General features: G+C 65.3%; 18 protein-coding genes. 5 read left to right on the forward strand and 13 right to left on the reverse strand.

The features are described 5' to 3' along the window. Positions 1-116 precede the first annotated feature (116 nt). Entirely contained in the window at positions 117-1,667 is a 1,551-nt protein-coding gene (locus LXN01_RS15100) for an outer membrane protein assembly factor BamB family protein (RefSeq protein ID WP_236866512.1), read from the forward strand. Positions 1,668-1,709: 42 nt separating this feature from the next. Here the strand turns inward: LXN01_RS15100 and LXN01_RS15105 are convergent, their stop codons facing one another. The 13 genes from LXN01_RS15105 to LXN01_RS15165 all read right to left on the reverse strand — a co-directional run bounded on the left by LXN01_RS15105 (position 1,710) and on the right by LXN01_RS15165 (position 11,115). Continuing rightward, positions 1,710-2,519: a GvpL/GvpF family gas vesicle protein gene (locus tag LXN01_RS15105; RefSeq protein ID WP_236866514.1), complete on the reverse strand. Its 810-nt coding sequence runs from the start codon at positions 2,517-2,519 to the stop codon at positions 1,710-1,712. Beyond that, the gene (locus LXN01_RS15110) at positions 2,516-2,839 is read right to left on the reverse strand and encodes a gas vesicle protein K (protein ID WP_236866516.1); all 324 of its coding nucleotides are present in this window, start codon (positions 2,837-2,839) and stop codon (positions 2,516-2,518) included. Before LXN01_RS15110 ends, LXN01_RS15105 begins: the two co-directional genes overlap by 4 nt. Beyond that, a complete protein-coding gene (locus tag LXN01_RS15115) occupies positions 2,829-3,887 on the reverse strand; it encodes a gas vesicle protein GvpJ (RefSeq protein ID WP_236866518.1) in 1,059 nt (352 codons plus the stop codon). Before LXN01_RS15115 ends, LXN01_RS15110 begins: the two co-directional genes overlap by 11 nt. After that, complete coding sequence (locus LXN01_RS16255; RefSeq protein ID WP_272902542.1) at positions 3,884-4,417, reverse strand: gas vesicle protein; 534 nt, start codon at positions 4,415-4,417, stop codon at positions 3,884-3,886. Before LXN01_RS16255 ends, LXN01_RS15115 begins: the two co-directional genes overlap by 4 nt. A 49-nt stretch (positions 4,418-4,466) precedes the next feature. Continuing rightward, positions 4,467-5,300 carry a gas vesicle protein GvpO gene (locus LXN01_RS15125; RefSeq protein ID WP_236866520.1) on the reverse strand — a complete coding sequence of 278 codons (834 nt, stop codon included), beginning with the start codon at positions 5,298-5,300 and terminating at the stop codon, positions 4,467-4,469. Next, the gene (locus LXN01_RS15130; protein ID WP_236866521.1) at positions 5,297-5,551 is read right to left on the reverse strand and encodes a gas vesicle protein GvpG; all 255 of its coding nucleotides are present in this window, start codon (positions 5,549-5,551) and stop codon (positions 5,297-5,299) included. The genes LXN01_RS15125 and LXN01_RS15130 overlap by 4 nt, the downstream gene beginning before the upstream one ends. A 3-nt stretch (positions 5,552-5,554) precedes the next feature. Further along, positions 5,555-6,310, reverse strand: coding sequence for a GvpL/GvpF family gas vesicle protein (locus LXN01_RS15135; RefSeq protein WP_236866523.1), 756 nt, complete (start codon positions 6,308-6,310; stop codon positions 5,555-5,557). Beyond that, a complete protein-coding gene (gene gvpJ / locus LXN01_RS15140) occupies positions 6,310-6,690 on the reverse strand; it encodes a gas vesicle protein GvpJ (RefSeq protein ID WP_236866526.1) in 381 nt (126 codons plus the stop codon). The genes LXN01_RS15135 and gvpJ overlap by 1 nt, the downstream gene beginning before the upstream one ends. A 75-nt stretch (positions 6,691-6,765) precedes the next feature. Beyond that, on the reverse strand, positions 6,766-8,193 hold the full coding sequence (locus LXN01_RS15145) for an SRPBCC family protein (protein WP_236866528.1): 1,428 nt from the start codon (positions 8,191-8,193) through the stop codon (positions 6,766-6,768). Then, positions 8,186-8,857, reverse strand: coding sequence for a hypothetical protein (locus LXN01_RS15150; protein WP_236866530.1), 672 nt, complete (start codon positions 8,855-8,857; stop codon positions 8,186-8,188). Before LXN01_RS15150 ends, LXN01_RS15145 begins: the two co-directional genes overlap by 8 nt. A gap of 144 nt (positions 8,858-9,001) precedes the next feature. Then, a complete protein-coding gene (locus LXN01_RS15155) occupies positions 9,002-9,643 on the reverse strand; it encodes a DedA family protein (protein ID WP_236866532.1) in 642 nt (213 codons plus the stop codon). 107 nt (positions 9,644-9,750) lie between these two features. Further along, positions 9,751-10,575 (reverse strand): amidohydrolase family protein, encoded by an 825-nt coding sequence (locus LXN01_RS15160; RefSeq protein WP_236866534.1) that lies wholly within the window; start codon positions 10,573-10,575, stop codon positions 9,751-9,753. A gap of 12 nt (positions 10,576-10,587) precedes the next feature. Beyond that, entirely contained in the window at positions 10,588-11,115 is a 528-nt protein-coding gene (locus tag LXN01_RS15165; protein ID WP_236866536.1) for a DinB family protein, read from the reverse strand. Between the two features lie 120 nt (positions 11,116-11,235). Here LXN01_RS15165 and LXN01_RS15170 point away from each other — a divergent pair, with 120 nt between their 5' ends. The 4 genes from LXN01_RS15170 (at position 11,236) to LXN01_RS15185 (ending at position 15,634) form a co-directional block, all read left to right on the forward strand. Beyond that, the gene (locus tag LXN01_RS15170) at positions 11,236-11,439 is read left to right on the forward strand and encodes a zinc-ribbon domain-containing protein (RefSeq protein WP_236866538.1); all 204 of its coding nucleotides are present in this window, start codon (positions 11,236-11,238) and stop codon (positions 11,437-11,439) included. Between the two features lie 380 nt (positions 11,440-11,819). Next, on the forward strand, positions 11,820-13,691 hold the full coding sequence (gene dnaK, locus LXN01_RS15175) for a molecular chaperone DnaK (RefSeq protein ID WP_236866540.1): 1,872 nt from the start codon (positions 11,820-11,822) through the stop codon (positions 13,689-13,691). Beyond that, the gene (locus tag LXN01_RS15180; RefSeq protein ID WP_236866541.1) at positions 13,688-14,413 is read left to right on the forward strand and encodes a nucleotide exchange factor GrpE; all 726 of its coding nucleotides are present in this window, start codon (positions 13,688-13,690) and stop codon (positions 14,411-14,413) included. Before dnaK ends, LXN01_RS15180 begins: the two co-directional genes overlap by 4 nt. Before the next feature lie 204 nt (positions 14,414-14,617). After that, positions 14,618-15,634, forward strand: coding sequence for a DnaJ C-terminal domain-containing protein (locus tag LXN01_RS15185; protein ID WP_236866543.1), 1,017 nt, complete (start codon positions 14,618-14,620; stop codon positions 15,632-15,634). The last annotated feature ends 7 nt before the right edge of the window (positions 15,635-15,641 follow it).

Raw genomic sequence — 15,641 nt, forward strand, 5'->3', positions numbered from 1 at the left:
ATCCGAGATGTTCGATCCGGATCGGCAGTTGCTGGGACCCCGCGCCCGATGCCTTGAGAGAAAGGTCCATAATTGGAACTACTTTCGGTCTTCGGCCCCGAACACGATGGAGTGTCATGTTCCGATATTCGCGAGCAGTGTTGTCAGTCCTTGGTGCGGCAGCCCTGCTGTTGACCGGCTGCACCGCGCCAGGCGCACCCGGCGAAAGCTCAACCCAGGCGGGGGAACCCGCTCCATCCGCTGCTCCTCGCCTGTCCGATCCGATCGACCTCAACTACGCGGCCGAGCTGTTGACGGACGACGGCCGTGGCCGGGCCCTGCTCGTCGACTGGGAGGCCGGGAAGGTGCGCGCAGTAGATTCTGCCGGAGCGGATCTATGGACGAAGCCGATTGACATCGATCCTGAACGTTCCGCCGCTCCCTCTGCCTACACCTACAACGAACTTGTCATCGTCGATGACCAAACCGGGAACTTGAGCGCTCTCGCCTGGAACGATGGTTCGGAAGCGTGGACCTTCTCCGTCTCCGAGGCGGGGGCCGGATGTCACTATGAGTGGGGCTTCGGTTCGCTTGCCACCGGTCCCAGTAGTGTCCTGTCGAGGGGCGACCTCATCCTGATGGAGTATTTCATGGCGGCCAAGGATGAGAACTGCGCGCCGAGGGAAGCCTCAGCGGCCAGTGACGACGGGGGGAATGAGGGCGATCCGGTGGTCTTCGCCATCGATCCCGCGACAGGTGAAGAGGCTTGGCCCGCATTGACTGTCGGTTCTGACGGTCTTCCTTTCGGGGGCCGCTCCGTGCGGGTTGCTCCCCAGGGCGATTATGGATATTTCTCGTGGGCTGATTCCACGGATTCGCTCCTGACCAGGATTGATCTGAGCACTGGTAACACCGCGACTCTGCCAATTACAGATCTTCGCACCATCGACGACACGGGAGCCGAATATTACTCTGTGGTCCCCACAGCTGAAGCCGGATCACTGATCTACGAGTTCGGCCACGAGGATCCTGACGACCCGATGAGCGTCGGCTTCGGTCGTTGGGCACTGATGACATTGCCGACCACGCTGCCGGAGGAAGATCCGGGTGAGCTCGCGCCACTCTCACTGTTGGAGCACCCCGACGTGGCCGATGCGATGTCGATGCAGAACACCTTCGAACCCGTTTGTAGCGCAGAACCGGTGTACACCCCCCAGGGTGACTCGACATGCGTGATGGTGCAGCTCTTCGCTTCGACGATCAAGTACGTGGGCTCGGATCTGAGCACTCCCGCTGGTTGGTACTCCGACGCCGGTGGGATGCGCGATTTCGACTCTGTGGGAACTCACTACAGCCCACAGCGCGCAGCAGTTGACGGGCCTGATGGACCACTGATCATCGTGCCCGGCCTGGAATCGTCCATCATGGCTCTAGATGCCGGGTCAGGCGAGCGGATCTGGGAGGCCGGAGAACATCCTGGTGAAAATCCCTGGGGAGGGCAGGGGTACCTGCCGGCTGTCGGCAAAGTTGTTGTGGCCGACGGAAAGAAGACAACCTTCTACGATGCTGTCACAGGGGAAGAGCAGGATTCGCACCCTGCGGAAGAGTTCGCGGCCCTGTCCTCGGGAACCCGGTTTGCAGTTGTCTCCGGCTCTGAGTCCTCGCAGATGTGGTCGATCGTCGAGTGAGCAGCCGGACCGGCAGGCGCCTCGAGGCGTCTATTCAGGTGCTCACTCCGCCGGTGCGGGTGCTTCCGCTCCCGGCGACGCCGGCTCCGGCACCTCGGCGAACGAGTAGGGCGGCCAGGGGCCCAGGTACCGGATCTCGGTTCCCGGCTGCTCGTCCCGGATCTCGGCCAGCGCGATTCCCACCTGCTCCATGTTCTCCTCCGGAACGAGCAGGGAGACGCTGAGGACCGCCACGGAGCCCGGGGTGCGACCGGGTCGGCGGTTCTCGGTCAGGTCCTCGGACAGCGCCGCCAGGCGTCTCCGGTAGTCGGGATAGAGGCGATCAGCGAGCTTCTCGGTGATCTCCCTCTCGAATGTCTCCAAACGCTTCCGGTACAGCCGCTGCACGCCTGCCGGCCGCTCAGCAACCGACTGGCGCATCTCGCGGACTTCGGGGCTGCTCTCGCTGACCGTCTTCTGATCCAGCGAGATCTCTGCTCGCAGCTCGACCCGGCCGCGCAGCCGTTCGAGGTGGGAGCGCAGAGCGGATTCGCTGTCGCCCAGCCAGCTCGTGAGGCGCTCGTGCGCCGTCAGTGCGCCCTGGGGGCTCACGATGACGTTGAAGCTCACGGGCAGGGCGGTCCCTGCCCTCTCCCACGCCGCGTCGACGACCCGGCTGTGCTCGAGCACCCAGCGCTTCACCTCGTCGTCGGGCCCCTGGATTGGCGTCGTGTCGTGCTCGTGGACTGCTGCGGCGATTCCGCCCGGCGTTCCGACGACGGTGACCGGGGCATCGTCGATGCCGGTTCCGAGCTGCTCGCCGATGAGTTCGGCGGGAACGATCGCGTAGACGTACAGACCGATCTCGCTCACGTGATGTTCTTTCCTTCCTCTTCCGCCCAGCGGGAGGGATTGATCAGCTTGTCCACCACCTCGTCGACGACGTCGTCGAGGCCGCGGTGCAGGTCCTCGACCGAGGCGGTGATTCCGTGCTCGGCCTTGATCTCGTCCATTGCCTCGTCAAGCTCCATCAGCGCCTCGCCGAGCCGGTCCTGCTCCTCTTCCGTCAGGTCGCCGCCCTCGAGCCGTCGCACCGCCTGGGTCTCGAGTGCTTCCTGGATCACCTCGACCAGGGTGACGACCAGGGTGAGCACTCCATGCTTGAGGCTCTTCTCATCGATTTCAAGCGCCATTCTCCGCCTCCGATGTGTGCGCTGATCCCGGATCTCGATTCACCAGGACAGCGATCTCCCGCTCCCATTCTCCGATGTCGGCACTGGTGAGGTAAACCCTGTCGCGGGAGCCGACCACCTGCAGGATGTTGGAGTGTCCGACCGGGGTCTGGCCCTCGGCCGGCTCCACGCTCAGAATCTCGGCCGGCGCGAGGTTCACCGCCGGCCGGGCGTCGAGCGGTCCCTTCCAGGTGAAGCCTGTCCGAGTGTCGAGGCGAGCGTGCCCCGCGCGCCAGATCTGCCCCTGAGCGCGCCGCTCGAGGTACCACATGTGTCCTTCCCGAAGCAGCGTGTCCGGTTCTCTCTGGGCCGGTGGCGCCTCGGGAGGCTGTGCTCCTGCAGCCGTGCTTTCATGAGCCGAGCTCTCGGGCCCCGAGCCCTTCCGGACGTGCGGAAGGCCGATGCTGCCGATCACCAGCTCGCGAATGCGCTGCGGAGCGGCCGCCGAGAGCATTGTGGTCGCATCGTCGGAGGTCCGCACGATCAGGCGTGTGCGCTCCTCTCCGCCGATGGTGCGCTCACCCTGCAGGCTGAGATCCATGATGTCGGACAGGTCGGACTGCCACAGGATCTCCTTCGGATCCCGGCGGAACGCGACGAGACGCTGATTGGTCACGTAGATATTCCCCGGTCGCCAGATGCGTGAAAAACCCTCCTGGAAGTGGCCTCCGGCCATCTTGGCGATGACTTCTTCGCCGGGGCGCAGCGGGAAGTTGCGGGCGACCGATCTCTGCACCCAGAGACGGGTCTTCTCGTCCCAGTCCCGCATCATTCCGTACTCGAGCATGGTTTCCATGCCTGCGATCGTGGCGCGCAGATTGATGCCGATCAGCGGGATGTCGGCGACCGAGATGATGAGATCAAGGTTGAGGTATGTGCCCTTGTTGAGCAGCACCTCGATCAGGTCGGGGAGGGTGACCTGCGGATTGCGAGTCGGCTCCATCCCGGCGGTCTGGCCGGAACCGTGAGCGGTCGGCGCTGTGCTGCCGCGCTCCGCCAGATCTGTCATGAGCGCCCTTCGGCGGCTCTCTGATCGTCGGCAGGCTCTTCCACGGGCTCGGATGTCGAGGAGTCGGTCTCCGACCGGCTGTTCGGGTTCGCCTGTTCGGATGAGTCCGACGGGACGGACCTCGCCCGACCCAGCTCGCCCTCGGATTGGTCCTGGGATTCCTGCGCTCGCAGCGCCTGGGCGCTCTGCCAACCGCACCAGGGGCACATCTCGTTGAGGAGCCGGGATTCGACAACCTTCTTCCCGCAGCTCGGGCAGGTTTCCTTCGTCTCCACGGCATTTCTCCAGGCGACGGTGTCGGTGTTGGTTCCGGCGGGGAACTCCAGTCCGTACTTGGCTGCCGTCTCGAACGAGGCCAAGGCTGCCCGGATCCGAATGCCGAGCAGCTCGACACCTGCGACTGAGACCATGATGTCCGCGTTGAGCACCAGCCCTTTGTCGAGCAGTGTCTCGACGACGTGGATCAGCGTGCCGTCCCGGTCCCGCTGCGGCTCCATCCCGCTGCCTGGGACATTGCGCGCGACTGTCATATTCCGGCCTCCTTACGCCCGCGGGTGTTCCAGGCGAACTTGATAGGAATCACTCCTCACGTGTCCGTCCGCGCAGGTAGCGAGCTCCGCGGGTGTACCCGACCATCTCGCCGTCCTCGTCAAGGGTGACGATGTATTCCGCCATGATGTCAGCTGAGTCCGGGATCCGAGCGGATTCCACCACTTCGACGGTGACTCGCCATCCGTCTTCATGGGGTTCGACGCCGACGATCGACTCGGGTGTCCGGGTCGTCAGCTCCTGCAGCTGTGTCACGGCTTCAGCGGCCGCTCTTCGGGCGTTGAGCTTCCGGCGCTTCTGACCTCCGGAATCGGCAGTGTCCTTGCGGCTGTCATTCCCGGAGCTCCTGCTGCCCCGATCAGCCGACTCCTTGTCTCCCTGGGAACCTTGGCCCGGGGAGGATCTGTCATCGGATCGCTGCCGCTGGGAACCCTGGTCCTGGGAGGACTGCTGTTCGGATCCCGAGTCCTTGCTGCGAGAGCCCGAGGACTGCTGGTTCTGGTCGGAGCCCGACTTCGAGGACTGCTGCTGCGAGCTCTCGCCTCCGGTGTCACGATCGGACTGCCCGTCGGACGACTGCCGGTCGTCCTGAGAATCGGATCGGTCGCGACTCTCAGCCTGCTTCTGCTGGTTCTGGTTGTCCGACTGGCTCTGCTGGTTGCCGGACTGTTGACTGGTCGACGAGTCCTGCGACTGGCTCTGCTGGCCGGACTGGCTCTGCTGGCCGTCTGCCTTCTGCTGGTTGCCGGCTTGCTTCTCGCTGTCGGACTGCTTCTGTTGGTCGCCGGACTGGTTCTGCTGCTTGTCGGACTGCTTCTGGTCGTCCGACTGATTCTGCTGCTCGTTCGATTCCTGCTCGCTCATCCCATGTCCTCCTGTCGTGGTCGGCGATTGGCCTCGATCAGCCGAGCCACCAGTTCCTTCTCCATCTCGGCTGCCTCCTCATCGCTGACTGTCCCGGCTTCACGGGCATCGGCGACCTCTTCGAGTTTGCGGCGGATGATCCCCGGGTCGTAGTACTGGCGTTCGGCTTCCTCCTGCACCTGCTCGGCCACCCAGATCGTTCCCTTGATGGGTGCGAGAGGCCAGCCGAACAGAGCGGAGAAGAGTCCCATCGGTCAGTCTCCGTTCACGAAGTCGTACGGGGCCTGCGGGCCCACGAGCCGAAAGCTGATCTCCTCGTGCATGTCCTTGGCGATGCTTTCGACGGCGTTCTCGAATTCGCTCTGGCGTTCCCGAGGCACCAGCAGGGCCAATTCCACAATGTCCTCGGCCTGACCGGCTTCGCGGTGCACGACGTCGCGGGCGAACGGGGACAGTGCTTCTCTGATGCTCTCGGCGTCGGTCGGCCGCATTCTGTCGAAGGTCGCCACGATCAGCTCCCCGAGGCGGATTCGCTCGTTGCGAGTCTCGTCTTCCGAGGTGCCGGAGATGGCCTCGCGAAGCCGAGCGATCTCCGGATTGCCGGCAATCATCGCAGCCAACGCCACGTCCCGGAGGTAGCGCGCCCGAACAGTGAACTGGACCGCCCCTTCGACGGTGCGAAGCGCCTCGGAGAACTCGGCTTGGCGGGGAGACAGCACTTCTTCCGTGAGTTCCTCGGCCGAAGGCACCACTGTCCCGAAGGTCATCGGCAGCACTGCCACCGACCGTGATGCTGTGTCGAGCACATTCGTGTGGGCGAGCAATCCGTCGGGCGTGCCGAACTCGTCTCCCGGGGAGAGCTCGGTCACGAGTGCCGCGACCGTGCCCTCCGCCAGAGCAGAGACGGGTCTGCCCTCCACGCCTACGAGATCGTCCGGCAGATTCGCATCTGCCTGAACGATCCCGTAGACGTAGAGGCCGTCGAGAGCCTCAGAGGCGGCTCCCGCCATCAGGAGGATTCCTCCCGCTGCTTCTCCTTGTCGGAGTCGTCCGGTGTCAGCGCATCCTTGACGCTGTCGACGGCGCCCCCGATCTTGCCCCTGGTACCGCTCTCGGTGAGTCCTTCCATGAGTTCCGGAAGGTCCTTGCCGCCCTGCGCAGCGAGGTCGAGGCGGTTGGTGGCTTCTGCGAAGCGCAGGTAGGTGTCCACGCTCGCGATCACGATCCTGGCATCGATCGTGAGGATCTCGATGCCGACAAGCGAGACGCGGACGTAGGCGTCGATGACGAGGCCTTTGTCGAGGATGATCTCAATGACGTCCGCCAGTGAGCTGGACGAAGGACGGTCGACGTAGCTTCCCTGTGAACGACGTGCTGTGGTTGTGCTCATGATGTCTGCCTTTCGAAAGGACCGGAACCGATGCTGGTCAGTCGGAGGGTGACGCTCAGCGGCTGGCCACCGAGCTCATTGGTTCTCCGACTGCGCGGGAGGTTCCTCTTGCTGTGTCTGGTCAGCCTCGGGCTGCTGCTTCGAGTCCTCGTCGCCGGACGAGGACTCGTCGCCGGACGAATCCGCGTCGCTTTCCGTGGGCTGGTCGTGCACTGGCTGGTCGGTTTCGGCGGGAGCCTCCTCCTGCTCATCATCTGCGTCGGCCTGGTTCCCGGAGTCTGCAGATGGCTGATCCTCTGCAGGTCCGGTGTCGCCCTCCGATGCTGAACCCTGCGCGTCCTCGTCGGACGCTTGCGCATCCGACTCGGGTTCAGAGGGCGAGCCCTGGGTTTCGCCCTGACTGGGCTCGTCCTGGGTTTCGCCCTGGTCCTGTGCCTCGGTCTGCTGGTCCTGGTCCTCATCCTGGGACTGGTCCTGATCCTGTTCGGATTCGGCTTCGGACCGGTCCTGGGCTTCGTCCTGGGGCTGGTCCTGGCCGGGCTCGCCCTGCTCGAGCTCGCCCTGGGGCTGGTCCTGATCCTGGCCCTCTTCCTCAGAGTCCTCCTGCTGGGCCTGCTCTTCCTGTTCTGCCTCGAGAGCCTCTTCGTGGGTGCGGACAACCTCGCTGTCACGGATCTCGCCGCGCCAGCCCTCCACGCCGTCGGGATCGAGAATGGTCGAGGTCATGACGTGGTTGACGAATAGCTTCAACTCCACCCGAATGCGCCGGCCTGCGGCCCGCCAGATGTTTCCGGTCTTCTCGACGAACCCCTGCGGGTGGTACTCGATGACGACGACGATCCGAGTCAGCCGGGGTGTGATCTCGTGGAAAGTCACGCCTCCATCGAGGTAGCCCTTCTCGCCGGTCGACTTCCAGACGATCTGCTCATCCGGCACCTGCTGGATGACCGTCGACTGCCAGCTGCGATGCGACAGGAAGATCTGGCCCTTGAAGGAGAGCTTCTCGTCGGACTGCTCCTCCGAGTGCTCCAGCTTCTTCATGAAGCCGGTCCAGTCTTCGAACTGGGTCCACTGGTTGTACGCGACCCGCACCGGGACTCCGACCTCGATGGTCTCGACGATGTTGGAGAATTTCTTCTTCTTCTTCCCTCCTCCACCGCCGCCGCCCCCGAAGACCTGCTTCACGGATTCCGTGGCGCCACTCATGAGGCCGCTGAGCCCAGCCTTCACTGGCGAATCTCCTTGCGCGAGCTTCTCCGCACCCTTTGTCGCCGCCGCGCTGACGGCTCCTCCGCCACCGTCTCCGGTGGCCACCGAGTTCAGGCGTTCGATGAGGCCGTCGATCCTGTCACTGAAGCTGCTGATCGCCTTCTCACCGGCGGCGGACGCGAAATCTCCGAGCTGGTTCTTCAACTCGTCCAGCGGGAGCTGGTCGACGATCTCGCCGAAGGCCGACTTTGCCGACTTTCCGGACGAGTTCTGGCCCTGATCCTGCTCAGCCATTCTCGTTCCCTCCGTTCTGCTCGTTGCTCGGGGAGGTGCCCTGCTCGGCGTCCTGGTTCGAATCCGCGCCAGCATCCGAAGACTGTGCTGACTCATCACCCTGCTCCGCGCTGTCCCCGCTGTCCGCGTTTCCGGAGTCATCGTTCGATGCCTCGGCGCTCGCGGACTCATCTGTGGACGAATCGCTGCCCGAGTCCTGGTCGTCCGACGCCTGATCGTTCCCGTCATCGCCGCTTGAGGATTCGCTCGAATCGCCGCTTGAGGACTGGCCGGTCGACTCCTGGCCTGACGATTCTTCGCCCGACGACTCCTGGCCGGAAGACTCGTCGGTTTCTTCTCCGCCGCTCTTCGTCTCTGCGCGAAGATTCTCCGAGCGCTCCTGCAGGCCCTTGCTCAATGCATCGACGCCCTTGCTGGCGGTGGCGATCGCGGCGCCCTTGGCGGCATCCGCCAGTCCGCCGGTGATCTTCTCGGTGGCGCGCTTGATCTCCGGGGAATCCTGGAGCCGCTGCCCGATGGACTTCAGACCTTCATTGTCGCCGGACTTGAATTTGCCGAACGCGATGCCGCTCGCGACCATCAGCGCGAGTTTCATCTTCTTGGATCGTCCGAGCAGATACCCTGCTGCAAGGACTGCGGCCAGTTGTGCGTTGTTGCCCATCATGTGCCTCCGGTGTGGGGAGCTAGGTGCTGCGGCCAGGGAATATTCATTGGACCCCGATATACCTCAGTGTTCAGCGGCACACCGCAAGTGTCAAGGTGTCTTGTGTGAACCCAAGCGTCAAGGAGTCTTGTCCGAAAGCGCCGTCTACATGTCGAGGTCCAGTGAGGGCCTGCCCCGGGGTGCAGGGTCCTGGGACCGGCGTTCCCGCAGCCGTCTGAAGCTCTCGAAGCAGAAGCCGAGCACCAGCGAGATCCCGATGCCGGTCGCGACGCCGATGAGGGGCTGCTCCCGGAACGCCAGCCCTCCTGCGTAGCCGATGCCCGTGCTGTACACCGACCAGATGAATCCGGCGAGCGCCGCGTACATGAGGAAGCGCGACCGCGGATAGCGCACGGTGCCCGAGGTGAAGGTCGCAGCGGTGCGGCCGCCGGGAACGAACCGGGCGGCGATGATGATCATCCCGCCGCGGGTATGCAGCCCCCGGCTGGCCCATGCGAATGCCTTCGCTCCCCGCCTTCGGTGCCGGATGCGCCGCGCGAGCGGCCCTGCGCCTCGTCCGACGAGGTGGCAGGAGAAGTCGCCGACGAGAGCGGCCAGCGTCGCGACTGCCACGAGGGCGATTGCGCTCGGTCCACCGTCACCCGCGGCGTAGGCGCCCGCGGTGATGAGCAGCGTCTCAGCGGGCACAACTGGAAACAGCGCATCGATCGCGGTGACTGCGAAGATGAGCACATAGAGCCAAGGAGAGGCGATCGTGGCTTCCAGCAGGTTCAGGAACGCTTCCATGGCCGTCTTTCAGCAGACGAGACGTGAGCCGCAGCGGACGGGCCGCGGGCAGTCCTCATCCTCCGAGGGTGAGGCAATCATGGCACGGATCGTGGGCTCGGAACGGGTCACCGCTGTTCGGATCCGGCTTGAGGCGCCTCCGGCGGCAGGTCGGCCGATCGCTCGGTGTCCCCGCGTGCGGGCCGCCGGTAGAAGTCGGCGGCGTTGGCCCACAGCACGCCGTCCAGGTGCTCGGCGGGCACCACCTGCCGGACGAGTTCGATGTCGGAGGGGGAGAACGGCCTGCGGGCACGGGTCGATGGCAGGTCGGTGCCGATCATCAGCGCCGTCGGGTCGACCGCAAGGATGGCTGAGATCGCTTCGGCAGGGTCGACCTCGATCCGACCGAATCCGGTGGCCTTGACCTTCGCTCCCCTCTCGACCAGGCGCAGCAGGTGCGGGAGTCCGTCGCTGTGGAGTCCGAGATGGTCGACGCTGACGGCCGGCAGCGCCGCAATCGTGGCCTCCAGCTCGGGCAGTGATCGGGAGTCGATGTAGAGCTCCGCATGCCAGCCCGCGGTGTCGTGGACCCGCCGAGACAGCCGGTCGAGGCCCTTCGGCACCTCTGAACCGCCGCGTCGAACGTTGAATCGGACAGCCCGGACTCCTGCCCGGTCGAGAGCCAGAATCTCCTGCTCGGTGACTGACCCGGGCAGCTGGGTGACTCCGACGAAGTCGGGACCCAGACGGGTGAGCGCGTCGACGAGGAAGGTCTGGTCGAAGCCCTGGAACGACCCGGAGACAACAGCACCCCCCGCGATCTCAAGACCTGCCGTCGCCTCCCGGTACTGCTCGACCGTGAAGGCGGGCGGGAGGTATCCGTCGTTGCCGATGAGCGGAAAGGACGGATCGATGATGTGCAGGTGGGCGTCGAAGATTCGAGAGCGGCTCACCGGTTCGCTCGCTCAGCCCGAGACGTCCAGCAGATGATGCCGTAGCTCATGCAGCCCGTATCGAGTGAGGGTCGTCACGGTGAAGGCTCGTCCGTCCTCGCGATGGCCCGTGCGGTTCCACTGAGCGCCGCCGATCGCCGCGAGGGCGGAGGAGTAGTCCGAGGCGGCATCGCGCAGTCCCGTCAGGACCTCGCCGGGGTCCTGGGATGGGTAGTCCTCGGCCACCGCAACCGCGTCGCCGTCGAAATTCGGCAGCACGGGGTCTTCTTCATTCAGCATCAGCAGCAGCCGGTTTCGGAACAGGGTGAGGATGTCGCGGACGTGCGCGGCGTATTCGACGTCCGACCAGCGTCCGGGCCGCGGCCGCTGCGCTGCGGTCGGGCGCGCCAGGACCTTCTCCCACCGAGTGATCGCGGCGCTGACCTCGGCCGAGGCGCCGCTCACCTCCTCACGGCCGGTGAAGCCGCAGTCGGGGCAGCCCTGCTCGAGCACCTCGGCCCAGTCGCGAGTGTCCGGTTCGATGCTTCCGTGCTCAGCCATGGCATCGACTGTAGCGGGATATCGACGGACCGTGCAGAGGTTCCCTGTGAACCCGTGAGGGAGCCGAATCCGAGCAGCGACTCGGGCCCAGTGTCGATGAGGAGCCTCTAGACTGACGGTGTGCTCTTCATCTTCGGTCTGGGAACGAAACAGCAGCGCCTCGGTGCCGGTACGGTGCGGACGTGTCCCCGCTGCAACAACACCACCCAGTGGGAGCGGATCCGAGAGTTCAAGCAGTTCACGCTGTTCTTCGTCCCCCTGGCGCGCTGGAATCGGCGGCGCCTGGAGAGGTGCAGCATCTGCAGTGCCGCAATCGAAGTCTGAACGTGCTGCTGCGCGGAGAGCGGTGCCCGGTCTTCACGTGAGCCACGATCCCGTGCGATGCGGGACGAGCAATCTCAGCAGAGCCTTCGTTCCCTCTGGTGCTGAGGCCTCGTTCGAACGGTTCTGCCGGCCGTAATCAGCCCGGCGCGGGGGTCGAGCCACGGTGCCGATCGAACTCCGGGAACCGGAACTCGCGACCCGGAATAAATCGCCGCGATCCAAAGTTGAGTCTAGTGTACGCAACTTTCGGAAATCCGATTTGACACCGGATCCACGACATTGAAGGCTTGAGTCAAGCGGACTCAATGCGCGGAGGCAGCCCGAGCGGCTTCGACGCGCACTGATTTCGGCACTCATCGATCAACAGAAGGAGCTCACTCATGGCACGTGCAGTAGGCATCGACCTCGGCACCACCAACTCGGTCGTCGCAGTCCTCGAAGGCGGCGACCCGAAGGTCATCGCGAACGCAGAGGGCGGCCGGACGACCCCGTCGGTCGTGGCCGTCAACAAGAACGGCGACTGGCTCGTCGGCGAGATCGCCAAGCGTCAGGCCGTCACCAACACCAAGAACACCGTGGCCTCCGTGAAGCGCCACATGGGCACCGACTGGAGCACCGAGGTCGGCGGCAAGACCATGTCCGCCCCGGAGATCTCCGCACGCATTCTGCAGAAGCTCAAGCACGATGCAGAGGAGTACCTCCAGGAGGACGTCACCGACGCCGTCATCACCGTTCCGGCCTACTTCAACGACGCGCAGCGTCAGGCCACCAAGGACGCCGGTCAGATCGCAGGTCTCAACGTCCTGCGTATCATCAACGAGCCGACCGCGGCTGCTCTGGCGTACGGCCTGGAGCGCGGCAAGGAGGACGAGCTGATCCTCGTGTTCGACCTCGGCGGCGGCACCTTCGACGTGTCCCTGCTGGAAGTCGGCAAGGACGAGGACGACTTCTCCACCATTCAGGTGCGCGCCACCTCGGGCGACAACAAGCTCGGCGGCGACGACTGGGATCAGCGGATCGTCGACTGGCTCGTGCAGGAGATCAAGAGCGGCTACGGCGTGGACCTGTCGAAGGACTCCACCGCCATGCAGCGTCTGAAGGAGGCTGCCGAGCAGGCGAAGAAGGAGCTCTCCAGCGCCACGAGCACCAACATCTCGCTGCAGTACCTCTCGATGTCGGAGAACGGCCCGATCCACCTCGATCAGTCCCTGACGCGGGCGAAGTTCGAGGAGATGACCAAGGATCTGCTGGAGCGCACCCGCCGGCCCTTCAAGCAGGTCATCGAGGATGCCGGCATCTCCCTGTCGGAGATCGACCACGTCGTGCTCGTCGGCGGCTCGACCCGGATGCCGGCTGTCTCGGAGCTCGTCAAGGACCTGACCGGCGGCAAGGAGCCCAACAAGGGCGTCAACCCGGATGAGGTCGTCTCCATCGGCGCCGCTGTGCAGGCCGGTGTGCTGAAGGGCGAGCGCAAGGATGTGCTGCTCATCGACGTCACTCCGCTGTCGCTGGGTCTGGAGACCAAGGGCGGTGTGATGACCAAGCTCATCGAGCGCAACACTCCGATCCCGACCAAGAAGTCGGAGACCTTCACCACCGCTGAGGACAATCAGCCCAGCGTGTCGATCCAGGTCTTCCAGGGCGAGCGTGAGTTCACCCGCGACAACAAGCCGCTGGGCACTTTCGAGCTCACCGGCATCGCTCCGGCGCCGCGTGGCGTCCCGCAGATCGAGGTCTCCTTCGACATCGACGCCAACGGCATCGTCCACGTGTCCGCCAAGGACAAGGGCACCGGCCAGGAGCAGTCGATGACCATCACCGGCGGTTCGGCGATCCCGCAGGAGGACATCGACCGCATGGTCCGCGAGGCGGAGGAGCACGCGGAGGAGGACAAGCAGCGTCGCGAGGCCGCCGATCGGCGCAACATGGCGGAGAACCTCGCCTACTCGACCGAGAAGCTCATCAGCGACAACGAGGACAAGCTGCCCGAGGACGTCAGGACCGAGGTCACGGCCGACGTCGAAGCCCTCAAGGAAGCGCTCAAGGGCGAGGACGACGGCGCCGTGAAGTCGGCCTACGAGAAGCTCTCGCAGAGCCAGACCAAGATCGGCGAGGCCATCTACTCGCAGAACGCCGCTGACGGTGCCTCCGCAGGTGCTGCGGGCGAAGGCGCTGCGACCGCCGACTCCTCCGCAGATGAGGACGAGGTCGTCGACGCGGAGGTCATGGACGAGGACGAGGAGAAGAAGTGACAGCCGAGAATCCTGACAGCGGCACGGCTGAGCCGGGCTTCTCGTTCAGCGACAAGCGGCGCATCGACCCGGAGACCGGAGAAGTCCGCACGCCGCAGGCCTCGGGCCGGGCCGAGCCGCAGGGCTCGGCCGGGTCCGAAGCACCGGCCGGAGCGGACACTCCGACCGGAGTGCCGGGATCCGACGCTGATCAGCCGGAAGTCCAGATCCCCGAAGCGGGGGACGAGGCGGAGGTGCTCGATGATTCGACCGCCGGCCAGGCAGAGGGCGAGGACGCGGAGGTCGCGAGCGGGCTGAGCGCGGACGCGCAGCTGGCGGCCGACAGGCTCGCGGACCTGCAGCGGCTGAACGCCGAGTACGCGGCCTACCGCATGCGTGCGGAGCGCGACCAGGCGCGGGCGCGCGACGAAGGCGTCCAGACCGTGGTCGAGGCGCTGTTCCCGGTGCTTGACGAGATCAAGCTGGCCGATGAGAACGGTGATGTCACCGGCCCGTTCGAAACGCACGTCACCAAGCTGGTCTCCACTCTGGAGAGGCTCGGCGTGCAGCAGTTCGGAGAGCCCGGCGAGGAATTCGACCCGAACGTCCACGACGCGCTCATGCAGCAGCCGTCGGAGGAGGTCGAGAACCCGACCGTCTTCATGGTCATGCAGCCCGGCTATCGGATCGGCGAGCGGGTCGTGCGCGCGGCTCGCGTTGGAGTGCACACTCCTGCCGAGTGATCCGTTCCCGAGGCGCCTGCAGCACCTGAGCGGTGCCGGCGCCTCGGGCACGGGCCCGGTGAGCGGGAGGACGGGCGTGATCGCCTGCCGCCTGCCGCTCGGCACGTGAGGATCGAAGAGTCCCATGAGACAGAATTCAGACAGCAGAACAATGCAGAATGAGCACGACAGCATGAGCGCGAGCTCGCGGAAAGGAGGTGTCAGGTGAATACCGGTCCTCAGAACGAATGGTTCGAGAAGGACTTCTACAAGACCCTCGGCGTGTCGAAGGACGCGTCCGATGCGGACATCAAGAAGGCCTACCGCAAGCTGGCGCGCAAGTATCACCCGGACACCAATCCGGGCGACAAGGCCGCCGAGGAGAAGTTCAAGGAGATCAGCCAGGCCAACCAGGTGCTGGCCGACAAGGAAACGCGCGAGCAGTACGACCAGGTGCGGGCGATGGGCCGCGAGCCTCGCTTCACCGCGGGTTCGGGCGGGTCCGACGGCGCGGGTGGTTTCGAGGACATCTTCTCCGGTCTCTTCAACACCGGAGGGGGTCAGCGGACTCGCTACACGACGCGGGGGACAGGCGGCTACGGCGGCGGGGACGTGCCCCCGGACCTGTCGGATCTGCTCGGCGGGTTCGGCGGGTCGCCCTACGGCGGCGGTTTCTCGACCGGGCCGCAGAAGGGTGGGGACATCAAGGCGACCACTCGCCTGTCCTTCACCGAGGCAGCCAAGGGCGCCACGGTCAAGCTCAAGATGCCCAGTGGAAAGCCGCTGTCGGTCCGCACGCCCGCTGGAGTCAAGGACGGCCAGAAGATCCGCGTCCGGGGCAAGGGGAAGCCCAGCCCCAATGGCGGCGAGACCGGCGACGTGGTGCTCACGATCAATGTCGACAGACACCCCGTGTTCCGGCGCGACGGCGACAACCTGCGGATGGAGCTGCCGGTGACCTTCGACGAGGCCGCACTCGGCGCTGAGGTCGAGGTGCCCACGCTGGGCGGAATGCCGGTGCGGATGAAGGTGCCGCCGGGCACTCCTTCCGGCCGGGTGCTGCGCATCCGCGGCAAGGGTATCGAGGGCAAGGAGCGCACCGGCGACCTGCTCGTCACGATCGAGGTCGCGGTCCCGCGCAACCTCACACCCAAGGTGAAGGAAGCGATCGAGGACTATCGGAAGGCCACCGAGGGCGAGGACCCGAGGGCGGGCCTGTATCAGACAGCGAAGGCGAGCTGAGCCCGTC

The organism is Brevibacterium daeguense (assembly GCF_021729135.1).
Lineage (GTDB): Bacteria > Actinomycetota > Actinomycetes > Actinomycetales > Brevibacteriaceae > Brevibacterium > Brevibacterium daeguense.

Bases quoted from the DNA above. Each gene is read 5' to 3' on its own strand.
- LXN01_RS15100 (WP_236866512.1), top strand. From the start codon at position 117: ATGTTCCGATATTCGCGAGCAGTGTTGTCAGTCCTTGGTGCGGCAGCC.
- LXN01_RS15110 (WP_236866516.1), bottom strand. From the start codon at position 2,839: ATGGCGCTTGAAATCGATGAGAAGAGCCTCAAGCATGGAGTGCTCACC.
- LXN01_RS15115 (WP_236866518.1), bottom strand. From the start codon at position 3,887: ATGACAGATCTGGCGGAGCGCGGCAGCACAGCGCCGACCGCTCACGGT.
- LXN01_RS16255 (WP_272902542.1), bottom strand. From the start codon at position 4,417: ATGACAGTCGCGCGCAATGTCCCAGGCAGCGGGATGGAGCCGCAGCGG.
- LXN01_RS15125 (WP_236866520.1), bottom strand. From the start codon at position 5,300: ATGAGCGAGCAGGAATCGAACGAGCAGCAGAATCAGTCGGACGACCAG.
- LXN01_RS15130 (WP_236866521.1), bottom strand. From the start codon at position 5,551: ATGGGACTCTTCTCCGCTCTGTTCGGCTGGCCTCTCGCACCCATCAAG.
- LXN01_RS15135 (WP_236866523.1), bottom strand. From the start codon at position 6,310: ATGGCGGGAGCCGCCTCTGAGGCTCTCGACGGCCTCTACGTCTACGGG.
- gvpJ (WP_236866526.1), bottom strand. From the start codon at position 6,690: ATGAGCACAACCACAGCACGTCGTTCACAGGGAAGCTACGTCGACCGT.
- LXN01_RS15145 (WP_236866528.1), bottom strand. From the start codon at position 8,193: ATGGCTGAGCAGGATCAGGGCCAGAACTCGTCCGGAAAGTCGGCAAAG.
- LXN01_RS15150 (WP_236866530.1), bottom strand. From the start codon at position 8,857: ATGATGGGCAACAACGCACAACTGGCCGCAGTCCTTGCAGCAGGGTAT.
- LXN01_RS15155 (WP_236866532.1), bottom strand. From the start codon at position 9,643: ATGGAAGCGTTCCTGAACCTGCTGGAAGCCACGATCGCCTCTCCTTGG.
- LXN01_RS15165 (WP_236866536.1), bottom strand. From the start codon at position 11,115: ATGGCTGAGCACGGAAGCATCGAACCGGACACTCGCGACTGGGCCGAG.
- dnaK (WP_236866540.1), top strand. From the start codon at position 11,820: ATGGCACGTGCAGTAGGCATCGACCTCGGCACCACCAACTCGGTCGTC.